The sequence below is a fragment of the Streptomyces tuirus genome (assembly GCF_014701095.1).
GTDB classification, from domain to species: domain Bacteria; phylum Actinomycetota; class Actinomycetes; order Streptomycetales; family Streptomycetaceae; genus Streptomyces; species Streptomyces tuirus.
Genome location: NZ_AP023439.1, coordinates 2,365,512 through 2,387,265 on the forward strand (window position 1 = coordinate 2,365,512; position 21,754 = coordinate 2,387,265).

Here is a 21,754-nt window from a genome sequence, read left to right on the forward strand (position 1 = left end):
CCTCTCGGCTCACTCGCCGCGGTACAGCTCGCGCTTGTCGATATAGCGCACGACGCCGTCCGGCACCAGGTACCAGATGGGATCGCCCTTGGCGACTCTCGCACGGCAGTCCGTGGAGGAGATGGCCAGAGCCGGAACCTCCACGAGAGACACACCGCCCTCCGGGAGTCCGGAGTCGTCCAGGTGGTGGCCCGGCCGGGTGGCCCCGATGAAGTGCGCCAGGGAGAACAGCTCCTCGTTGTCCCGCCAGGTCAGGATCTGGGCGAGCGCGTCGGCGCCGGTGATGAAGAACAGGTCCGTGTCGGGGTTGAGCGCGCGCAGGTCGCGCAGCGTGTCGACGGTGTAGGTGGGGCCGCCGCGGTCGATGTCGATGCGGCTCACGGAGAACTGCGGGTTCTCGGCGGTCGCGATGACCGTCATCAGATAGCGGTCCTCGGCCGGGGAGACGCTGCGGTGGGTCTTCTGCCAGGGCTGGCCGGTCGGCACGAAGACCACCTCGTCGAGGTGGAAGGCCGCGGCGACCTCGCTGGCCGCCACCAGGTGCCCGTGGTGGATCGGGTCGAAGGTGCCGCCCATGACACCGAGGCGGCGCTTGCCCGGTCGCGACGGGCTCGTTCCGGGGCCGCCGGTCCGGGCGGCCACCGCGGAGGCACGGCGGGGCTCCGAGTGTCGCTCGGTTCCGCTCGCCGTGTCCCGTGCCGGGTCGTGCGGCGTCTCGTTCGCCGGACCGGTAGGCATGTCCTGCTCTCCCATGCGTGCAGACCCTACCGGCCCTCTCTGAGGGCTCCGGCCGCCCCCGTGGTCCCCCGGGCGTCCTCGGCGGGATGCCCCGCAGGTCTCAGCGGTCGCGGTTGAAACGGGTGGTGATCCACAGCAGGAGCAGCAAGATGAAGAGAGCGCCGCCGCCGGTGAGGTACGGGCTGAGGCTCTCGTGGTTTCCGCCGTGCTCTTCGCCCTCGGCGGCGAGGGTGACCAACTGGGCAGCGGTGCTGTGGAAGCTCATCTTCGGCAGGACCTATCGCGTGAGGGCGGGTTAAAGACGTCGGCTCATCGTAAGCGGGCGCCCGTTCCGCGATCACCCCGACTCCGCTTGTTCGTGCCGCGGGCGGTCACGCGTGCCGCCGCCCGGGCCGGTCCCGGGGCCCGGCGGGGAACCTTCGGGTGGCCTCAGTCGTCCTTCCGTCTGTAGCCACGCAGCAGGAACCACGCGGTCAGCGCACAGCCCAGGACCATCACGATCAGCACGATCCGCAGCATCCCCGGCCCTTGTCCCTCGGCGGCGTTCGCGGCCCCGGCGAGCCAGGCGGATGCGGGGTGGTGCTCCATGGCGGTGGTCTCCTTCGCTGTACTGCCCGACCACCGTAACTCCGCCTAGGCTGGGCTCTGCCTCGGGGAAGCAAAAGGCCGCACAAAGAGCCGCAAAAGTCACACCAGACGCTGGGGGAAGACATGTCCGACGGCCACGAGCACAACGGGCACGAGCACGTGCCGAGCAGGCAGCGCAGGCGCTTCCCCGGGATCTCCTCGCGCACCTACGAGCACCCGGCCGACCGCTCCGCCCTGGTGGCGCTGCGCAAGCTGAGCGGGTTCGACACGGTGTTCAAGGCGCTCAGCGGCCTGCTGCCCGAGCGCAGTCTGCGGCTGCTGTTCCTGTCCGACTCGGTGCGGGTCTCGGACCAGCAGTTCGCCCATCTGAACGTGATGCTGCGGGACGCCTGCTACATCCTGGACCTGGAGAAGGTCCCGCCGATGTACGTGAACCAGGACCCGCAGCCCAACGCGATGTGCATCGGTCTGGACGAGCCGATCATCGTCGTCACGACCGGCCTCGTGGAGCTCCTCGACGGGGAGGAGATGCGGGCGGTCGTCGGGCACGAGGTGGGGCACGCGCTGTCCGGTCACTCGGTCTACCGGACGATCCTGCTGTTCCTGACCAGTCTCGCCGTCCGGGTCGCCTGGATCCCCCTGGGCAACCTCGCGATCATGGCGATCGTGACCGGTCTGCGGGAGTGGTTCCGCAAGTCGGAGCTCTCCGCGGACCGGGCCGGGCTGCTGGCCGGGCAGGATCTGCAGGCCTCCATGCGGGGTCTGATGAAGATCGCGGGCGGCAACCACCTGCACGAGATGAACGTGGACGCGTTCCTCGCCCAGGCCGAGGAGTACGAGGCGGGCGGTGACCTGCGCGACTCGGTGCTGAAGATCCTCAACGTGCTGCCCCGCTCCCACCCCTTCACCACCGTGCGGGCGGCCGAGCTGAAGAAGTGGGCCGAGTCGCGGGACTACCAGCGGATCATGGACGGCCACTACCCGCGGCGCGACGAGGACAAGGACACCTCGTTCCGGGACTCCTGGCGCGAGTCCGCGAACCACTACAGCACCCATGTGAAGAGCTCCAAGGACCCGCTGATGAAGCTGGTCACCGACCTCGCGGGCGGCGCCGGCGACCTCGGCGACCGGGTCCGCCGCGGCTTCGGCGGCTTCACGAGCGCGTCCCCGAAGCCGCCCCAGGGGCCGCAGACGGGCCCGTCGGACTCCTCCGGGGAGGACCGGCCGCCGCGCGACGGCAGCTAGCCCCCTCCGGCCCTGCGGCCTGTTTCCGGCCCAGCGGCCTCTGCCTGCCCAGCGGCCTCTCCCGGCCCTCCGGCCCCTCAGACCTTCGGCTGCGCGCTCGTCGCCAGCGTGCCGCACAGGGCCGTCGCGCTGCCCGTGGCGTAGGGGTCGGTGCCCGCGGGGCCGCCCTCCTTGGCCGTCTGGCCGGCCAGGAGGGGCCTCAGATGGTTCGTGGAGTCCTCGGCGCAGGAGAGCGGGCCGGCCTGGACGTAGGAGACGACGAGCTGCGCCTGGTGCAGCCGCAGGTCGTCGCGGTCGAAGCGGAAGTGCAACTCGCGCCGGAGGGTGAACAGGGACACCTCGTCCTCGCCGCCGGAGCCGGACCCGGTCGCCCGCAGCGCGTACACGAACGTGTGGTCGGCGGTGACCTCGAGCGTGGACGCGTCGGCCTCGGCGGCCTGCAGCGTGCCCTGGACCCGGACCTTGCGGTCGGCGAGCTCGGCGCGCGAGGGGTCGAAGCGGACCAGCCAGCCGGTGGGCGCGTGGCGGCCGTCGGCGGTGGGGCGGGTGAAGCTCTGGTCGAACTGGTCCAGTTGCTCGGGGTCGAGAAGCACACGGACGGCCCTGACCTCTCCGCCCGTGAGCACCTCCGGGTCGAGGGCCGACCGCACGATGTAGTCCTTGGCGGTGCTCAGGGCGCTCACGACCTGGCTGTCCGAGAAGTGCGCGGTGCGCCGCGAGGCGGGCAGGGGCACGCCCTCCGCGCCGGTCCGGAACTGTGCGGCGGGGCTGTGCTCGTAGAGGTTCGCCAGGTCGGCCGTGCCGGGCACCTTGCCCTCGGGGGCGAGCGGGATGACGGTCATCCGCAGGGGCTCGATGGGCTCCCGGGCGGCGGGGGTCTGGTAGGGGTGCCGTACGCCCATGTAGATCGCCGTGCCGAAGGCGACGGCGATCAGCAGGACCAGGACCAGGGCCTGCCGGGACAGGCCCCGGCGCAGGGGCGGCCGGCGTCGTACGGCGGGCGCGTGGTCGGCGATGCGCTCCTGCGCGGAGAACTCCTGGAGGCGGGCAGCCCGGACGAACGACTCGTCGAAGACGACGGATCGGTACTCGTCCTCTCCACCTCCGGGGGCGCCCTCGGGACTCCCCTCAGGTGGGTCTCCAGGCCCGCCCATATCTTCAGGGTAGGTCGCCGGAAGCCCGGGTAAACGCCGGGCTGCTCCACAAGTTCTGACAGGTTCTCACCAGGATGGGCGGGTTCCGGTCAGGGGCTGCGGGGGATCACCGAGACGGCCGGCTGGGAGTAGTCGGCGGAAGCGGAAGGGGCGGCCGCACTGCCCTGTTCCAGGCCGGTGGAGGCGGGCGGTGGCGCGGGCTCGTCCCGGTTGGAGGACGCGCCCCGGTAGACCGCCGTGAAGGCCAGGGCGACCATGCCGATGCCCATCACGAGGGCGAGCAGCCAGGCGACGGGGCGGTGCCAGCGGACCTGTTTGGAGTACGGCCCGGTGCTGCCGTAGGGCCCCTCGACGACATCATGGTCGTCGAACTCGTCGAGGTCGGGATCATGGCCGAGATCTCCGCGCCCGCCCGGACCGTACCGGTCGTCGAAGTGCTCGCCTCTGGTGTGGCCGCGGCGCGACTCGGCCTCGGAGGCCTCGGCTCTCGCCTGTGCGGCGGCCAGGAGGCGCTCCACCGCTGTCGGCTCGTGCACCACGGCCGCGCGTACGAAGGCCTCGTCGAAGACCACGGAGGCGAACTCTTCGTCCGACACCCCGCGGTCGTGGTCGTCGTCGGGCTCGCGGCCGTCCGGAAACGGCGTGCCCCCCACGTCCTCCGGCACGCATCCAGAGTAGACCTGGGGGGTCAATTTGGGCAGACGGTACGGAAATTCATCCGCCGGTTGAGACGGCTCGCGCGGGGCCCCGGAGGGCGCACGCCCGCCCGGGCACTCCGGTCGCGCGCGTCTGCGCCATCCGGGTGACACCCGCACGGTCATACGGCCGCTCGCATACCCCCGCAGTCCGGGGAGGCGCGGGTCAGCGCCGTACGTGCCCGTCCCCGGTGACGATGTACTTCGTGCTGGTCAGCTCGGGCAGGCCCATGGGGCCGCGGGCGTGCAGCTTCTGCGTGGAGATGCCGATCTCGGCGCCGAAGCCGAACTGGCCGCCGTCGGTGAAGCGGGTGGAGGCGTTCACGGCGACGGTGGTGGAGTCGACCAGCTGGGTGAAGCGGCGGGCGGCCTGCTGGGAGGTCGTCACGATGGCCTCGGTGTGGCCGGAGGTCCACAGCCGGATGTGCTCGACGGCCTTGTCCAGGGAGTCCACCACCGCGGCGGCGATGTCGTACGACAGGTACTCGGTCTCCCAGTCCTCGGCCGTCGCCTCGACGACGGTGGCCTTGGAGTCCTCGGCGTAGGCCTGCACGCGCTCGTCGGCGTGCACGGTGACGCCGGCCTCCGCGAGGGCGTCCAGGGCGCGCGGCAGGAACGCGGCGGCGATGTCCTGGTGGACCAGCAGGGTCTCGGCGGCGTTGCAGACGCCGACCCGCTGGGCCTTGGAGTTGACCAGGATCTCGACGGCCATGTCGAGGTCGGCCTGTGCGTCGACGTAGACGTGGCAGTTGCCGGTGCCGGTCTCGATGACCGGGACGACGGACTCCTGGACGACCGTGTTGATCAGGGAGGCGCCGCCGCGCGGGATGAGCACGTCGACCAGGCCGCGGGCGCGCATCAGCTCGCGCACGCTGTCGCGGCTCTCACCGGGGACCAGCTGGATGGCGTCGGCGGGCAGCCCCGCCCCGCCTACGGCGTCGCGCAGGACGCGCACCAGGGCGGTGTTCGACTGGTACGCCGAGGAGGAGCCGCGCAGCAGGACCGCGTTGCCGGACTTCAGGCAGAGGGCCGCGGCGTCGACGGTGACGTTCGGCCGGCCCTCATAGATGATCCCGACGACGCCGAGCGGCACGCGCACCTGGCGCAGGTCGATGCCGTTGGGCAGCGTGGAGCCGCGGACGACCTCGCCGACCGGGTCGGGCAGGGCGGCGACGTCGCGCACGTCGGAGGCGATGGCGCGGATCCGCTCGGGGGTGAGCGTGAGCCGGTCGATCATGCCGTCGCTGATGCCGGCCTCGCGGGCCTTGGCGACGTCCTTGGCGTTGGCCTCGACGATCTCGCTCGCACGGACCTCCAGCGCGTCCGCGATGGCGAGCAGCGCGTCGTCCTTCTCGGCCCGGGGCAGCGGCGCGAGGGTCGCGGCGGCGGCCTTGGCGCGGTAGGCGGCCTCGGTGACCGGGGACATGGAGTCGTACGGCGAGAGCGTGGTCATGAGGGAAGGGTAGTGCGCCGGGCGGATCCGTTCATCGCGCGTTTCACACCCCGAGACATGTGCCGGACCGGATCAGAACGGGTGAACTCCGACCGGCGAGGCCGGGGGCGGCCCGTACCCCTCAGCGATCCGCTGGTGGTACGTGGCGCGGTCGATGACCTCCAGGCCGACGATCTCCCAGGGCGGCAGCCCGGCGGTCTGCCGGTGCTCGCCCCACAGGCGCAGGGCGACGGCGGCCGCGTCGTGCAGGTCGCGGGCCTCCTCCCAGTAGCGGATCTCCGCGTGGTCGACCGCGTACCGGCTGGTCAGGAAGAAGGGATGGTCGTGGGCGAGCTGCTCCAGGGCGCGCCGGACCTCCGGCAGCGGGGCCTCCTTGCCGGAGACGCTGAGGGTGACGTGCCACAGGCGCGGGGTGTCGCCGGGCTCCTCGCCCCGGAAGCGGTCCCCTGCCGCCACGCTCGTCAGGGCGCGCTCCTCACCGGCCGCACGGGAGCCGGCACCACCGCGGGACACCTGAGTCCCAGGGCGCACTCGTCTCACGACGGCCTCCTTTACACATGGCGCTGCTGCGGAATATGTCTCTGAGACAAAGTTGAGCAGGCCGCAAGGGATCGCGTGGCGGTTTTGCGGAACGTCCACCACCGGGGGCCGGATGTTTCGACCCATTACGGGTGCAGGAGCACCAGGTCGTCCCTGTGTACGACCTCACGTTCGTACGCGGGTCCGAGTTCGCGGGCCAGTTCCCGGGTGGAGCGGCCGATGAGCCGGGGGATCTCCTTGGCGTCGAAGTTGACCAGCCCGCGGGCCACCGCGCGGCCCCTGCCGTCCCGCAGCTCGACCGGGTCACCGGCGCTGAACTCGCCCTCGACGGCGTCGATCCCGGCCGGCAGCAGCGACTTGCGGCGGTCCACGACGGCCTGCACGGCGCCGTCGTCCAGGGTCAGCGCACCCTGCGGGGTGGAGGCGTGCTGGAGCCAGAGCAGCCGGTCGGCGGAGCGCTTGCCGGTGGGGTGGAAGAAGGTGCCGGTGTCCTGGCCGGTGAGGGCGTCGGCCGCGTGGACGGCGCTGGTGAGGACGACGGGGACGCCGGCGGCCGCGGCGATCCGGGCGGCCTCGACCTTGGTGACCATGCCGCCGGTGCCGACACCGGCCTTGCCCGTGCTGCCGATCTCGACGTCCACGAGGTCGGAGGGGTCGCGCACCTCGCCGATGCGGGAGGTGCCGGGTTTCGCGGGGTCGCCGTCGTAGACGCCGTCCACGTCGGACAGCAGGACCAGCAGGTCGGCGTGGACGAGGTGGGCGACGAGGGCGGCGAGGCGGTCGTTGTCGCCGAAGCGGATCTCGTCCGTGGCGACGGTGTCGTTCTCGTTGACGATCGGGAAGGCACCCATGGCGAGCAGCTTGTCGAGGGTGCGCGAGGCGTTGCGGTGGTGCGAGCGGCGGCTCATGTCGTCGGAGGTCAGCAGGACCTGCCCGACGCGGACGCCGTAGCGGGCGAACGAGGCGGTGTAGCGGGCGACCAGCAGGCCCTGCCCGACGCTGGCGGCGGCCTGCTGCCGGGCGAGGTCCTTGGGGCGGCGGCGCAGGCCCAGCGGGGCGAGGCCGGCGGCGATGGCGCCCGAGGAGACCAGGACGATCTCGCGCTCCCCGCCGCTGCGGACCTTGGCGAGGACGTCGACCAGCGCGTCCACCCGGTCCGCGTCCAGGCCGCCCGAGGCGGTGGTCAGCGAGGAGGACCCGACCTTGACGACGATCCTGCGGGCCTCGCCCACGGCCTGCCTTGCCCCTGCCACGTCGCCGTCCGTCCCCTCGCGTCGATTCGGTCGCTCACCAGGAAATCTACGGGACGGCCGGACGGGGTGCGGCGCCGGTCCACGCTGCGGACGGTGCCGTCGGCGTCACGGGGGGGGCGCGGCCTCGCCGCCTCCGTCGCCGCGTAAGCGCTGCCTCGCCGCCTCCGTCGACATGGGAACGCCGCGTCCGTCGCTGCGGGGGCGCCGCGTCCGTCGCTGTGGGAGCGCTTGCCTTCGTCGTCATGGGAGCGCCGCCTCGCCGCCTCCGTCGCCACGGGAGCGCCACCTCCGTCGCTGCGGGAGCGCTGCCGCCGTCGTCCAGGGAGCGCTGCCGCCGCGTTCAGGGGGCGCTGCCGTCCGTCTTCGGCCCCCGCGTGCGACCTTTCGCCCTTCTCGGACCTCGCCCCCGCCTTCTTCGACCCCACCCGCGACAGGAACCGGATCTTCCGCTACGGTCCGACGACGCACCTGACGGCAACCGCCCCCACGCCCCTACGACACGCGCGTGTCGTAGGGAGGTCGCCGCGCGTTAACCCGGACGGCCGACCTGCGCCGACCCGACGCTCCTGGAGTGACCGCAGTGCCCGTACCTCTCCCCCGCCCGCAGGCCCTCTTCAAGGGGCTGGTCACCGTCGTCCTGGCCGCCGCGTTCGCCGCACAGGCGGTCGCGGCGCTGCTGCCCCACGTACCGCTGCTGATCGCCGCGACGGCCGTCTCCCTGGCCACCGAGGGCGTGCTGTACCGGTGGCAGCGCGGGGTGCTGTCGCTGTTCGCCAAGTCGCACGCCGACATCACCGTGCGGCACGTTCTGCGGGACCTGCTGCTGGTCGTGGCCCTGCTGCGGCTCGGCGGACAGGACCGCGAGACGGTGTACGCCCCGCTGGTGGCCGGACTGCTGGTCTTCTACGTGCTGCACTGTGCGATCCAGGCGGTCTCCGTGCTGGTCCGCCGCACCCGCACGCTGCCCGTGGTGACCCGGAACATCGACGCCTCGGCGCTGCGGCTGTCCCCTGCCCCGTCCGTGCTGCTGCGCCGCCCCGGCCACCGGCTGCTGGTGTTCGGCCTCCCGGCGACGGCCGGGCTGCTGGCCAGCGCGCCCGGCGACCGGCCGGTCTACGCGGCGGCGGGCATCGCGCTCTCCCTCGCCCTCGGGCTGACCGGCCTCGGCGCGCTGCTCCTGCGTCTGCTGCCGGGCCGCCGTCCGGCGGACGAGCAGGAGGTGCTCGACTGGTTCGACGCCTGGCTGGCCGCGTACCGGCCGACCGCCGGCCTGTACTTCTCCGGCGGTGCCGCCTCGGCCTACCAGGCGAACATGTGGCTGGAGCCGCTCGCCGGGCTGGACGGCAGGCCGGTCATCATCCTGCGCGAGCGGTTCATGGTGCAGAAGATCGCGGCGACGGACATCCCGATCGTGTGCCTGCCGAAGGTGTCGACGCTGATGCGCCTGGAGCACTCCACGCTCCAGGTCCTCATCCACCCCTCGAACTCCGGCAAGACCTCCCAGGTGCTGCGCATCCCCACGATCAAGCACACCTTCGTCAACCACGGCGAGAGCGACAAGCTGTCGTCCTGCAACCCGTACGCGAAGGCGTACGACGAGGTGTGGGTGGCCGGGCCCGCCGCGCGCGAGCGCTACGCCCTGGCCGAGGTCGGGGTCGAGGACAAGGACGTGGTGGAGACGGGCCGCCCGCAGCTGGACGGCGTGCTGCCCTACGCGGGCCCGCCGGCCGGGCCGCGCACGACCGTGCTGTACGCGCCGACCTGGGAGGGCTGGGACGGCAACCCCGGCAACACCTCGGTGATCGCGGCCGGCGAGAACCTGGTGCGGGCGCTGCTCGCGGACCCGGGCGTGCGGCTGCTGTACAAGCCGCATCCGCTGACGGGCTCCGTGGACCCGCGCGCGGGGGCGGCCGATCTGCGGATCCGGGAGCTGATCCGGGCGGCCAACCGGGAGCGGGCGGGCGGGCGTCCCTCGGACAGCGCGGAACTCACCCTCCGCACCGCCGAGCTGGACCGGCTCACCACGTCGGTGTTCCGGGCCGGGGCCGACACCGTGGAGCGGATGCTGGTGCAGTCGGCGCCGGAGCCCGGCCGCGCGGAGGCGGTGGCGCGGGCGACGGCCGCGTGGGAGGAGGCGTACTGGGCGTCGCTGCCGGAGGGCGAGCACCAGATCATCACGGATGCCCGGCCCACCCTGTACTCCTGCTTCAACGTGGCCGACCTGCTGATCAGCGATGTGTCGAGCGTGATCAGCGACTTCCTCGCGAGTGCGAAGCCGTATGCCGTGGCCAACACCAGCGGGCTGTCCGAGGACGCCTTCCGTGTGGCGTTCCCGACGGTGGTGGCGGCGACGGTGCTGACGCCGGACGCCGCCGGGGTGCCGGATCTGCTGGACGCCGTCCGGCACCCGGAGCGCGACGAACTGGCCGAGGCGCGAGCCGAGTTGAAGCTGCGGCTGCTCGGCCCGGCGGAGCCGTCGTCGCAGGAGCGCTTCAACGAAGCCGTCCGGGCGCTGTGCGGGGCGGCCCGGGACCACCGGGCGCGGGTGGCGGAGCGGCTGGCCGCGGTGCCCGGCCAGCGCACCCCGAGCGAGGTCCCGACCGCACCGCGTTGAGCGCCACCGCGACCGAGGCCCCGGCCGCACCGCGTCGAGCGGCACCAGCGCTGAGCGGCACCGCGGTCGAGGCCCCGACCGCACCGCGTTGAGCGCCACCGCGATCGAGGCCCCGAGCGCACCCCGTTGAGCGCCACCCCGACCGACGCCCCCACCGCACCCCATCCAGCGGCGGCACGCGCGGTTCACGCCGCGTGCCGCACCTCGCGGGACGTCAGCACCCGCCGTGCCTTGCGCACGGCCCGGCGCATGAGCGTGTCGACACCGCCCTCGCGGTAGCCCGGGAAGGCCCGGGCCTCCCGGGGCTCCGCGAGGTAGACCGCGTCGGGGACGCCCGCGGCGCGGTCCCGGAAGTGCGGGTAGACCAGGTACACACGGCGGCCCTTCCGCTCCAGGAGGGCCGCCGCCTGCTTCTTGGCCTTGACGAACCTCACGACGTCCGGCAGCAGTTCGGGACGCTGCTCGGCGACCAGGTGCAGCCGCAGCCGCTCGTGGACCTTGAGGCGCTGGGCGACGCCCTCGGTCCAGTAGGTGTCCATCAGCGGCTTGGCGAGCTCGAACTTGTGCCGGCGGATCTCCTCGCTGTCCGTCAGGTACGTGGGCCCGAACTGCGGCAGCAGCGTCACGAGGAACGGCCGCATCATCAGCTGGTCGCGCCGGCCGCCCGCGGGGACGAGCTCGGCGATGAGCTCCATCAGGGCCCGCGCGGAGTCGAAGCGCAGCGTGTAACTGCCGCTCTTGGTCACGTGCTTGCCGTCGTCGCGGCCGACCAGGTAGTAGCAGGTGTGGTCGGCGACCACGGAGACGCCGTCCGCCCTCAGATACGCCTCCATGGTGAACAGCGCGTCCTCGCCGGTGAACAGCGACTCGTCGAAGCGCATGCCGTGCCGGTCGAGCAGCGCGCGGCGGAACAGCTTCTGCGCGCTGAGCGTGAACTTGATGTTGGAGGAGAAGACGTCCGTCCGCTCCACCGTCCTGCCCCACATGGACTTCGGTGCCGAGCGGTTGACGCCCTCGACCTTGCCGAGCACCACGTCCGTGCCGGCCCGGTCGGCCATGGCGACCATCCGCTCCAGGGCCTCGGGGCCCAGCCGGTCGTCCGCGTCGAGGAAGAACACGTAGCGCCCGGTGGCCTTGACCAGGCCCACGTTGCGCGGGCCGCTGGGGCCGCCGGAGTTCTCCTGCCGGATCACCAGCACCTGCATGGGAGCCCGCTCGGCGAACTCCTCCAGATACTCCCCCGTCCCGTCCGTCGAACCGTCGTCCACCGCGATGACCTCGACGCGCGTCGGATCGATGGTCTGTGCCTCGACGGACGAGAGGCACTCGATCAGATACGGCATCGCTTCGTACGCCCCGATGATCACACTCACATCAGGCTGCGCGGTCACGTTTCCCCCTAGTCAATGGGATATTCCCCCGTATCGCCTCATTCGCTACTTGATAGACGGGTGATCGAGACAAGCGGTTGCCTCACACACACGTGTGAGTGGCTCAGGTCACAAAGTGAACGAACAGGAAACGGGGCACGAAAGGGTTCGGCCCCGAGGAGTTCTCCTCGGGGCCGAACCCTTTCGTCACGCGGGGGCAATTCAGCCCGTGCCGACTCCGTTCGTGTCACCGGCGGCGGGCATCCGCTGCCCGGGCACGGCGTCGGCCAGCTGGGCTTCCGCCTCGGCCTCCGCGAGGGCGGCCGCGTCCCGTGACTGCTGGCCGACGTTGCGGGTCTCGGCCTTGAGCGCGAGGTTCGCGACCGCGGTGTTGAACTGCTCGAGGGACGTCGGCTCGTCCGGGCCCAGCAGGTACCGCTTGAGTTCCTTGCGGTCCTCGGCCAGCGCGTCGGCGTCCGGGGCGCGGACCGCGCCGAGCAGCTCGCCCAGCTCGGCCGCGCTGTTGGACAGGATCACCGCGGCACGCACCGCCGTGTTGTTCCGCTTGAACTCCTCGACGCCCACCTCGGCCGAGTCCGTGACCGCGTACGGCTTGCCGCTCGCGATGAAGTCGGAGACCACGCTGGAGATGTCCGAGATCATCGCGTCGGAGACGTTGAAGCAGTCGTACAGCCGCGGCTCGGCGCCGGTGATGACGCGGTGCTCCCAGGACGGGAAGGAACGCCAGTAGGCGTCGTTCCACTCGGCGCGCAGCCGGGCGGTCTCCTCGTGCCGGGCGGTGTCGACCAGCCCGTCACGGGAGGCCACGGCCTCGTCGCCGCGGTCGCCGCCGGAGCCGGACAGCTGCGCGAGCCGCGCCTCGATCCGCTCCAGCTCGGCCTTGGCCTGCGCCTGGGCGGCGGTGTCGGCGATGAAGCGCGTGTTGATGGCGCGCTCGGCGGCGGCCTTCTGCACCAGGGCGGTGATCCGCTGGTGTGCGGCGCCGGCCTCCTTGCTGACGTTGCCGGTGAACGGGTGCGGCTTGTACAGGACGCGGACCGGCGGGTCGGCCTGCACCAGCTGCTTCACGATGTTCTCGCCGGCCAGCACGACCGAGGTGTTGCCCGGGTTGCCGTCCCAGCCCTCCCAGGTGGGGGCGTACAGAACCGTGGGAATGCGGCCCTCGGGCACGCCCTGCCAGGTCTGGATCGGGGCGAGCTGCGGGCGGCCGACCTCGACGATGTCGTCATCGCGGACACCGACGTCGGCGATGGCGTAGCGGTCGCGGCCCGCGCGGCCGGCCGTCCACACCTCGTCGTAGACCTTGCTGTACGGGTTGACGCTGGCGAGCTTGTCGCTGTCGCCGTGGCCGATGAAGACGTGCTTGATGGTGGGCACGCGCAGCAGGTGGATGTTCTTGCCGACGTTGGCCGCGTAGAGCGCGACGCGCACTGTGGAGAGGTCCAGGTTCATCAGGTGCACCCCTCCGGGCACGCAGATGACGGGGACCGTGGTGGGCGCCAGATTGTTCAGGATGGCCCGCTCGCGCAGGATGATCAGCGGCTTGGACTCCAGCTTCTCCATGGTGTCGAGCCACATGTTGACCTGGTAGGCGGAGTCCTTGGAACCCGAGAAGTACAGGACCGTCTCCGGCTTGTAATCGGCCAGCCAGTCGTCGACGGCGGCCAGGACCTTCTCGGCGTTCGGCGGGATCTTCCGGCCGCGCACGTACGGCACGAGCGCGAGGACGTACAGGGTGGCCAGGGCCACGGTGATGCCGATGCCGATGAAGCCGATCAGGGCCGACTTGGCCTGCGCGGCGACCAGGATGCCGACGACCGCCACGAGGTCGAGGTGGAGCATCTTCTCGGCGGAGCGGTGCAGCAGCCCCCGCGGCGGGGCGTCCGGGATGCGGATGCGCGAGGCCAGGTCGACATTGCGGGTGGCGACCGGCATGCGGCGGCGGTTGCGGATCAGCTGGACCAGCGCGCCGTGCGGGGCCTGGAGGCCGTAGAAGGCGATGAAGCAGGCGATCGCCCCGTAGTAGATCAGATTGTCCGCGAGGGACAGCCGGGCCAGCAGCAGGACGAGCAGCAGCTGCCTGATCAGGAAGCGGATCGACAGGCCGGCCCGCACCTTGCCGAGGCGGTTGATCAGATAGCTGCCCTTGCGGTGCAGATAGTGGTCCGCCAGGTACGTCACGGCGGCCGCTGCCGCGAAGGCGGGAACGCTCGGGACGAGCGCGGCCAGCATGAGGGCGGGGAAGCCCGCCACCATGAGGATCGCCGCGGCCAGCTCGGCCGCGCTGCCCACCCGGGCGACGCGAATAGCGGTGGATATCACGGAGAAACCTGCTCTTGGGAGGGGTGTGCCGGTCTTGGTTCTAGAATGCGGCTGGTCTGTGAATATTCGCGAGACTGTATGGATTCAGGCCCCTGCGAACACTCCGGTCAACGACAAAAGCCGTTAACAGGAGAGCGCAGAGGCCTGAATTACCGGAGTCTATTTGGCGCCAATTATTACACGCCGTCCTGCCGGTCCAGCACCGTGGCCAGCGCCTGCTCGAAGCCGGAGGCCCGGGCCGCGCCGGCCGTCGGGTCCTGCTGGCGGACGTCGATCACGTGGCCGGTGAGCTCGGAGAGCAGCACGTCGAGGGAGGTGCGGGCGACGGCCTCGGAGGACAGCAGGGAACCTGCGGGCTCCTGGCCGAAGGCCTTGGTGCGCATGGGGGTGGCGGTGCGCTCGGGGTTGATGCAGTTGACGCGGACGCCGTCGCCGGCCCACTCGTCGGACAGGGCCTGGGTGAGGTTCACCATGGCGGCCTTGGTGGAGGAGTAGAGGCTGTACTCGGCGCGGCCCCGGGTGTAGCTGCTGGAGGTGTAGAGCAGCAGCTGGCCCTTGGTCTCGGACAGGTACTTGTACGAGGACCGGGCGATCTGCACCGGGGCCAGGTAGTTGACCTTCAGCGCCTCCTCGATGGTGGCGTTGTCGGTCTCGGCGAGCTTGCCTATGCGCAGCACGCCGGCGGTGTTGACCACGTAGTCGATGCGGCCGGTCTCGGCGTACGCCTTGGACAGGGCGTCGTCGACCTCCTCCGGGTTCTCCACGTGGGTGCCGGTGGTGGAGCGGCCGAGGGCGTAGACCTTGGCGCCGTAGGACTCGGCGAGCTCGGCGATGTCCTTGCCGATGCCGTAGCTGCCGCCGAAGACGACCATGGTCTTGCCGGTCAGCAGCTCGCGGTAGGCCTCCTCGGAGACCTGCTCGGGCGCGGCCGTGGAGGCCAGCTGGAAGAGCTTGTCGGCGATGAAGACGTCGACGGGCTGGGTGACCTTCATGTTGTACTCGTCACCCGCGACGACGTGGATCGGCACGTCCGGCAGGTACTTGAGCACGACGGAGCAGTCGTCGGTGGCCTGGAAGTTGGGGTCACCGGCGGCGACCTCGTAGGCCCGCTTGATCGTGGACAGCTTGAAGGCCTGCGGCGTCTGGCCGCGGCGCAGCCGGGAGCGGTCCGGGATCTCGGTGATGAACTCGCCGTCCTCGCCGTGCGTGCGCGTGACGATGATGGTGTCGGCGGACGGGATGGCCACGTCGACGGCCTGGTAGCGCTCCAGCGCGACGACGCAGTCGTCGATGACGCGCTGCGAGAGCAGGGGGCGCACGGCGTCGTGGAAGAGGACGTTGGCGTCCTCGCCCTCGGCGAGGCCCTCGCCCAGCGCGGCGATGGCGCGCTCGGTGGTCTCGTTCCGCGTGGAGCCGCCCTCGATGACCTTCGAGACCTTCTGGAAGCCGGCCTTCGCGACGATCTTTTCGATGTCGGGCACGTACCCGGGCGCCATCAGCACGATGATGTCGTCGATCGAGTCCGTGTTCTCGAAGGTGGTCAGCGTGTGCTCGATGACTGCCTTGCCGGCGATCTTCAGCAGCTGCTTGGGGATCGACAGACCCACGCGCTGACCGGTGCCACCGGCCAGGATCACTGCGGTGGTACGGGGCTTGGCTATGTGCTGGGACACAGGTGACCTACCTTGGGGCGACAGGGAACTCGGAAATGGTCCCACTTGTGGTTACCGCGATGCAAGGTGAGCGACCTTCACCGCATATGTGCGCGCCACCTCTCATTCACCTGGCGACGCCGCTGATTGCGAGACGGTTGCGTGAACCCCGCGAAATGCGCTGTGAGTAACTGCACAGAAGCTCTGCGACAGCGGAGCCCCGCGGGGCGGCGGTGACCGAGGGCCCTCACGGGCTCCCTGGGACGATGTCCTGTGCACGGTACGCGCTTTGACGGCGCCCCGTGCACCACGGCCGCCGCCCGCCGGGGCGGTCACGGGGGCCGCTGTGGGCGGATCGCCCCTTCCCGGGGCGCGCGGCGGGACGCGTTCTTCATGCGGGCCGACCGCGAATACGGCGCTTGTGGCGGCCCATTGCGGCGGAATTCCCGGTTGCGATTGCGCAGCATTTCGGTCTCGGCGAGAGCAATACACCGCGAGACCGGGTCGGACTTCTCACACCTCTCGCACGTCCCGTACGGCGAAGAGCCCGGGACTCCGAGGAGTCCCGGGCTCACGCGCCCCGCGGGCCGGTCAGACGACCTCGACGCCCGGGCGGCCCGCCTCGACCCGCAGCCTCGCCAGCGTGCTCGGCGTCGAGGCCGGCTGCCGCACGGTGTCGACCACCCTCACCTGGGCGTCGATGCCGTCACGGCGGACGTCGAAGAGGTGGTAGCCGCGGTGGGCGTCGAGCAGCTTCCAGTGCGGGTTGTCCGGGCGCCGCGGGTCCCACTCCCGGTGGAAGGCGGCCTGGTCCTGGTCGCCGTTGCTGGAGATGGAGGTGCCGACGAACTCGGCGCCGACGACCCCGGAGTCCGGGTCGGCGTAGTCCTCCTTGAGGTCGCTGATCATCGTCAGGTGCCGGTCGCCCGAGAGCACCACCGGGTTGCGGACCTGCCGGAACTCCTCCATGAACGCGTTGCGTTCGGCCTGGTAGCCGTCCCAGGCGTCGTAGAACCAGAGCTTGCCCTCGCCGACCTTGAGGTCCGTCTCGGCCATCATGATCTGGGAGGCGATGAGGTTCCAGCGGGCGGGCGACTCCTGCAGCCCGTTCAGCAGCCACCGCTTCTGCCGGGCGCCCAGCATGGTCAGCGACGGGTCCTGGGCGCCGGCCTGGCTGGTGGCCTGGTCGCTGCGGTACTGGCGGGTGTCCAGGACGTTGAGCCGGGCCAGGCGGCCGAACTCCAGGCGGCGGTACATCCGGATGTGCGGGCCGTCCGGGACGGCGGTGGCACGGACCGGCATGTGTTCGTAGAAGGCCTGGTAGGCCGCGGTCAGCCGGGCCACGAACGCGTCGTGCGGCTGTTTGTCCGGGTCCTGCGGGATCTCGCCGGCGAAGTCGTTGTCCACCTCGTGGTCGTCGAAGGACACCACGAAGGGCGCGTGTCCGTGCATCGCCGCGAGGTCCGGGTCGGTCCGGTACTGCGCGTACCGGTTGCGGTACTGGACGAGGCTGAACGGCTCACCGGTGCCCTCGTGCCGCCGTACGCCCGTCGCCGAGGGCATGGACTCGTAGATGTAGTCGCCGACGAACACCACGACGTCCGGGTCCTGATCCAGCATGTCTGCGTATGGCGTGAAATAGCCGTGCTGCCAGTTCTGGCAGGAGGCGAGGGCCATGCGCAGGGAGCCACCGGAGCTGTGGGGGTGGGGCGCGGTACGGGTGCGGCCGACGGGCGAGAGCTGCCCGCTGGTGCGGAAGCGGTACCAGTAGCTACGGTCCGCGCGCAGCCCGCGTACGTCCACGTGAACGCTGTGCCCGTACTCGGGCCGGGCCTGCGCGATGCCCCCGCGGACGAGCTTTCTGAATCGGGGGTCCTCGGCGAGCTGCCACTCCACCGGCACCATCCGGTCGGGCATGCCGCCGCCGTTCAGCGGGTCCGGGGCCAGTCTGGTCCACAGCACGATGCCGTCCGGCAGCGGGTCGCCCGAGGCGACGCCGAGGCTGAACACACCGTCGGGCAACGGTGTCTCGGCCGCTCGGGCGGCGGCCGGGAGCCACAGCTGGGCGGAGGCCGCGGCGCCGAGCACCGCGGCGCCCGCACCGAGAAAGCGGCGTCGGTCGGGGGATACTGCTCCGGTCATCGGCTGACTCCCTTACCTCGCTGGCCACATGGACACGGGGAAGCTTCACGCTCGCGGGCGGTCCGCCCGCTGAACGCCGGGGTTCACGTACATGACAACTAAGCAGACAAAGAGAGACTCGCCGCCAGCATCGGAACAAGCCGTTGCCGGGGCGAGTCTGACAGGTGATCAGTGACGGGTCAGCGCGCGAAACCCCTGCCGAGGGAGGAGCCGCTCTTGTCCGTGCCGAGGGTGCCCGCGCCGAAGCTGACCGAGCCGGTGGCGGTGGGAGTGTTCACCGGGTTGGGGAACGCCCAGACTCCGCCGTCCCGGTTCTCACCGGTCGCGCCGGCGAACAGCTCGGCCCGGCCGTCGCCGTTGACGTCGAGCAGGCTGGTGTCGGCGCCGAAGAAGTCGTTCGGCTCCGCGGTGCCCGGGACGTTCCTGGTGTTCTGGCTGACGCTGTAGGCCCCGTCCCCGGTGAGCCCCTTCCTGCCGCCGCGCAGGACGGTGACCTGGCCGGCCGCGTAGACCTCCCCGAGGTCCTCGCTCGCGCTGCCGGTGGACACGTCCGCGTAGCCGTCGGCGTTGACGTCACCGACGGAGATGCCCCCGCCGAAACCGTCGGACCACTCCGAGCTCCCGGGCACACCCGGGGTGTCCTGCGTGAGGATCGTCGTACGGGAGGTGTCGGGGCCCTCGGCCGAGCCGTGCACCACGCCGATCTGGCCGCCCTTCAACAGCGGATCGTCGAGGTCGACTTCGCCGAAGCCGTCGTTCGGGCGGCCGATGACGAGGTCGGCGTACCCGTCCTTGTCCACGTCGCCGACGCCGAGGCTCTCGCCGCCGCGCATGCGCGTGCCGTCGGGGTTGTTCACCGGGGCGGGGGCGCTCAGCCCGTCGGGGGTGCCCCGCAGAAAGACCGCGCGCCGGTGCCGGTAGTCGGGGTCGTGCATGTCGTCGTCGCTGACGTCGTGGATGAGCGCGACCAGGTCCGTGATGCCGTCGTGGTCGACGTCCCCGGCCGCCACGTCGTCCGTGACGTACGCGGGCTCGATGGCCAGGGTCCGGCTCTTCGCGGCACCCGTGGTGCGGTCGAACGGCCCGGACAGCAGGCGGTTTCCGGTGGCGAGGTCCGGATGGCCGTCGCCGTCGAAGTCGCCGAGCGCCGGGGTCTCGGGGTCGACCGGGTCCTCCTCGGTGCCGGTGGCCACGGCCGTGCCGCCGGACAGGCCCTGCTTCCCGCCCCACAGCACGGCGAGCGTGCCGGCCGCCCTGACCTCTCCGACGCTCTCGCCCGGGGCGCCCACGACCAGATCGGCGTAGCCGTCGCCGTCCAGGTCACCGGCGGCGAGACCGTCGCCGTAGTCGTCGTTGGTCTCCGCGGCACCCGGTATGCCCGGGGTGTTCTGGCTGAGGACCTGCTTGTGGGTGAGGTCGAGGCCCTTGGACGAGCCGTACACGACAGCCACGTACCCGGCCTGGGCCTGACCGCCGACCTTTCCGCGCGGGGCGGCGACGGCCAGGTCCTGGTAGCCGTCGCCGTTGAAGTCGTCCTGGAGCTTGTCCGCCACGGACGGCGCGGCCGGCGCGGCCGGGACCGCGTGCGCGGCGGCCACCGGGGTGGTCACGGCCGCGACGACGGCGATCGCCGCGGCGACCGCTCGGCCGGCCCTGCGCTTGCTCATGGACTGAGGCACGTCAACTCCGTTGATCCGCTGGGAAGTTACGGCGCCGCGGGGAACAAGATCCCCACCGGCGCCACCCTGTACGACTCACCGGAGAACGACTTGGTTGCACCCAAGTCCGTTGCGTATGTGCTGTTTGTTGACTCAGAACGGCTCGAAGTCGTCGAACTCCTGCTGTGCCTCGTCCCGCTCGGCCTGCCGGTCCTTGCGGCGCTGCGCAGCCGGCCGCTCCCCCTCGAGGCGGTGGTCCTCGCCGCGCCGGCCGAGCATCTCGGCGCCGGCCGTCATGGACGGCTCCCAGTCGAAGACGACCGCGTTGTCCTCGGGGCCGATGGCGACGCCGTCGCCGCCCCGGGCGCCCGCCTTCAACAGCTCCTGCTCGACACCGAGCCGGTTGAGCCGGTCGGCGAGGTATCCGACGGCCTCGTCGTTGTTGAAGTCGGTCTGCCGCACCCAGCGCTCGGGCTTCTCGCCCCGCACCCGGAACAGGCCGTCGGCCTCCTGCGTCACGGTGAAGCCGGTGTCGTCCACGGCCTTGGGCCGGATCACGATCCGGGTCGCCTCTTCCTTCGGCTTCGCGGCCCGCGACTGCGCCACGAGCTCGGCGAGCGCGAAGGACAGCTCCTTCAGACCCATGTGCGCCACGGCCGAGACCTCGAACACGCGGTAGCCGCGCGCCTCCAGGTCGGGTCGCACCATCTCGGCCAGATCCTTGCCGTCCGGTACGTCGATCTTGTTCAGGACGACGATGCGCGGCCGCTTGTCCAGCCCGCCGTACTGCCGCAGCTCCTCCTCGATGATGTCGAGGTCGGAGACCGGGTCACGCTCGGACTCCAGCGTCGCGGTGTCGAGGACGTGCACGAGCACACTGCACCGCTCCACGTGCCGCAGGAACTCGAGCCCCAGGCCCTTGCCCTGGCTGGCCCCGGGGATCAGCCCGGGCACGTCGGCGATGGTGTACACCGTCGAACCGGCCGTAACGACACCGAGGTTGGGCACGAGCGTGGTGAAGGGGTAGTCGGCGATCTTCGGCTTGGCGGCGCTCAGCACCGAGATCAGCGACGACTTCCCCGCGCTCGGGTACCCGACGAGGGCCACGTCGGCGACCGTCTTCAGCTCCAGGACGACGTCCCGCAGGTCTCCCGGCTCGCCGAGCAGCGCGAACCCGGGCGCCTTGCGCCGGGCGGAGGCCAGCGCCGCGTTGCCGAGCCCGCCCCGGCCGCCCTGCGCGGCGACGTACGAGGTGCCGTGCCCGACCAGGTCGGCGAGGACGTTGCCCGCCTTGTCCAGCACGACCGTGCCGTCCGGCACCGGCAGGACCAGGTCCTGACCGTCCTTGCCCGAGCGGTTGCCGCCCTCGCCGGGCTTGCCGTTGGTGGCCTTGCGGTGCGGGGAGTGGTGGTAGTCGAGCAGCGTGGTGATCGACTGGTCGACGGTGAGGATCACGTCCCCGCCGCGCCCGCCGTTGCCGCCGTCCGGCCCGCCGAGGGGCTTGAATTTCTCACGGTGGACGGAGGCACAGCCGTGGCCTCCGTTACCCGCGGCGACGTGCAGCTCGACGCGGTCCACGAAGGTGGTCATGGTGTGTGCCTCCAGGTGCGTACGTATGTGTACGGGTTGTACGGGATTGCTCTCTGCGTAACACGCGAAAGGCGGACCCGCTTCCCGTGAGGGAAGTGAGGTCCGCCTCGCGAAAGCTTCCGATCAGGCGACCGGAACGATGTTCACGACCTTGCGGCCACGGTGGGTGCCGAACTGCACCGAACCGGCCTCGAGGGCGAACAGCGTGTCGTCGCCGCCACGGCCGACGCCGGAGCCCGGGTGGAAGTGGGTGCCACGCTGACGGACCAGGATCTCACCCGCGTTGACGACCTGACCGCCGAAGCGCTTCACGCCGAGCCGCTGGGCATTGGAGTCGCGACCGTTCCGGGTGGACGATGCGCCCTTCTTGTGTGCCATTTCTCCTCAGTCCCTTACTTCGCAGCCGTGGGGATCTCAGTGACCTTGATCGCCGTGTACTGCTGGCGGTGGCCCTGGCGACGGCGGTAACCGGTCTTGTTCTTGTAGCGCAGAATGTCGATCTTCTGGCCCTTGTGGTGGTCCACGACCTCGGCCTGGACCTTGATGCCGGCCAGCACCCACGGGTCGCTGGTCACGGCGTCGCCGTCGACAACGAGCAGGGTCGAGAGCTCGACCGAGTCGCCAACCTTGGCAGTGGAAATCTTGTCAACCTCAACGATGTCGCCGACAGCAACCTTGTGCTGGCGACCACCGCTGCGCACGATGGCGTACACGCGGAA

At 71.2% G+C, this 21,754-nt stretch carries 18 protein-coding genes; 2 read left to right on the forward strand and 16 right to left on the reverse strand.

The genetic code is table 11. The annotated features are described in order from the left end of the window. Positions 1-9: 9 nt before the first annotated feature. The 3 genes from nadD to IGS69_RS10985 form a co-directional block, all read right to left on the reverse strand. Positions 10-753: a nicotinate-nucleotide adenylyltransferase gene (gene nadD, locus IGS69_RS10975; RefSeq protein ID WP_190898638.1), complete on the reverse strand. Its 744-nt coding sequence runs from the start codon at positions 751-753 to the stop codon at positions 10-12. An 85-nt stretch (positions 754-838) separates the two neighbouring features. Next, positions 839-1,003 carry a hypothetical protein gene (locus IGS69_RS10980; RefSeq protein WP_003990192.1) on the reverse strand — a complete coding sequence of 55 codons (165 nt, stop codon included), beginning with the start codon at positions 1,001-1,003 and terminating at the stop codon, positions 839-841. Positions 1,004-1,167: 164 nt separating this feature from the next. Then, entirely contained in the window at positions 1,168-1,326 is a 159-nt protein-coding gene (locus tag IGS69_RS10985; protein ID WP_190898639.1) for a hypothetical protein, read from the reverse strand. Between the two features lie 123 nt (positions 1,327-1,449). Between IGS69_RS10985 and IGS69_RS10990 the strand changes: the two genes are divergently transcribed. Next, complete coding sequence (locus IGS69_RS10990; protein ID WP_190898641.1) at positions 1,450-2,571, forward strand: M48 family metallopeptidase; 1,122 nt, start codon at positions 1,450-1,452, stop codon at positions 2,569-2,571. Between the two features lie 77 nt (positions 2,572-2,648). On the opposite strand, the gene IGS69_RS10995 is transcribed toward IGS69_RS10990, so the two are convergent. The 5 genes from IGS69_RS10995 to proB all read right to left on the reverse strand — a co-directional run bounded on the left by IGS69_RS10995 (position 2,649) and on the right by proB (position 7,645). Continuing rightward, positions 2,649-3,725, reverse strand: coding sequence for an SCO2583 family membrane protein (locus IGS69_RS10995; protein WP_190898643.1), 1,077 nt, complete (start codon positions 3,723-3,725; stop codon positions 2,649-2,651). 89 nt (positions 3,726-3,814) lie between these two features. Further along, a complete protein-coding gene (locus tag IGS69_RS11000) occupies positions 3,815-4,390 on the reverse strand; it encodes an SCO2584 family spore wall biosynthesis protein (RefSeq protein WP_446696988.1) in 576 nt (191 codons plus the stop codon). Positions 4,391-4,586: 196 nt separating this feature from the next. Further along, on the reverse strand, positions 4,587-5,873 hold the full coding sequence (locus IGS69_RS11005) for a glutamate-5-semialdehyde dehydrogenase (RefSeq protein WP_190898647.1): 1,287 nt from the start codon (positions 5,871-5,873) through the stop codon (positions 4,587-4,589). Positions 5,874-5,945: 72 nt separating this feature from the next. Beyond that, positions 5,946-6,413 (reverse strand): hypothetical protein, encoded by a 468-nt coding sequence (locus tag IGS69_RS11010; RefSeq protein WP_385862174.1) that lies wholly within the window; start codon positions 6,411-6,413, stop codon positions 5,946-5,948. Between the two features lie 125 nt (positions 6,414-6,538). Continuing rightward, positions 6,539-7,645 (reverse strand): glutamate 5-kinase, encoded by a 1,107-nt coding sequence (proB, locus tag IGS69_RS11015; RefSeq protein ID WP_190904454.1) that lies wholly within the window; start codon positions 7,643-7,645, stop codon positions 6,539-6,541. Between the two features lie 601 nt (positions 7,646-8,246). Between proB and IGS69_RS11020 the strand changes: the two genes are divergently transcribed. Continuing rightward, a complete protein-coding gene (locus IGS69_RS11020) occupies positions 8,247-10,280 on the forward strand; it encodes a hypothetical protein (RefSeq protein WP_190898649.1) in 2,034 nt (677 codons plus the stop codon). A 185-nt stretch (positions 10,281-10,465) separates the two neighbouring features. Here the strand turns inward: IGS69_RS11020 and IGS69_RS11025 are convergent, their stop codons facing one another. The 8 genes from IGS69_RS11025 to rplU all read right to left on the reverse strand — a co-directional run bounded on the left by IGS69_RS11025 (position 10,466) and on the right by rplU (position 21,748). Beyond that, entirely contained in the window at positions 10,466-11,671 is a 1,206-nt protein-coding gene (locus tag IGS69_RS11025; protein WP_269783163.1) for a glycosyltransferase family 2 protein, read from the reverse strand. Between the two features lie 201 nt (positions 11,672-11,872). Beyond that, a complete protein-coding gene (locus IGS69_RS11030; RefSeq protein WP_232543479.1) occupies positions 11,873-13,993 on the reverse strand; it encodes a CDP-glycerol glycerophosphotransferase family protein in 2,121 nt (706 codons plus the stop codon). 176 nt (positions 13,994-14,169) lie between these two features. Then, on the reverse strand, positions 14,170-15,666 hold the full coding sequence (locus tag IGS69_RS11035; protein WP_190898651.1) for a bifunctional cytidylyltransferase/SDR family oxidoreductase: 1,497 nt from the start codon (positions 15,664-15,666) through the stop codon (positions 14,170-14,172). Positions 15,667-16,236: 570 nt separating this feature from the next. Next, on the reverse strand, positions 16,237-17,787 hold the full coding sequence (locus tag IGS69_RS11040) for an alkaline phosphatase D family protein (RefSeq protein WP_190898653.1): 1,551 nt from the start codon (positions 17,785-17,787) through the stop codon (positions 16,237-16,239). A 179-nt stretch (positions 17,788-17,966) separates the two neighbouring features. Beyond that, positions 17,967-19,454: an FG-GAP-like repeat-containing protein gene (locus tag IGS69_RS11045; RefSeq protein WP_190898655.1), complete on the reverse strand. Its 1,488-nt coding sequence runs from the start codon at positions 19,452-19,454 to the stop codon at positions 17,967-17,969. Positions 19,455-19,598: 144 nt separating this feature from the next. Next, positions 19,599-21,035 carry a GTPase ObgE gene (obgE, locus tag IGS69_RS11050; protein WP_190898657.1) on the reverse strand — a complete coding sequence of 479 codons (1,437 nt, stop codon included), beginning with the start codon at positions 21,033-21,035 and terminating at the stop codon, positions 19,599-19,601. Positions 21,036-21,158: 123 nt separating this feature from the next. Next, entirely contained in the window at positions 21,159-21,413 is a 255-nt protein-coding gene (rpmA, locus tag IGS69_RS11055) for a 50S ribosomal protein L27 (RefSeq protein ID WP_031107501.1), read from the reverse strand. A gap of 14 nt (positions 21,414-21,427) precedes the next feature. Beyond that, positions 21,428-21,748 carry a 50S ribosomal protein L21 gene (rplU, locus tag IGS69_RS11060; RefSeq protein WP_030836278.1) on the reverse strand — a complete coding sequence of 107 codons (321 nt, stop codon included), beginning with the start codon at positions 21,746-21,748 and terminating at the stop codon, positions 21,428-21,430. Positions 21,749-21,754: the final 6 nt, after the last annotated feature.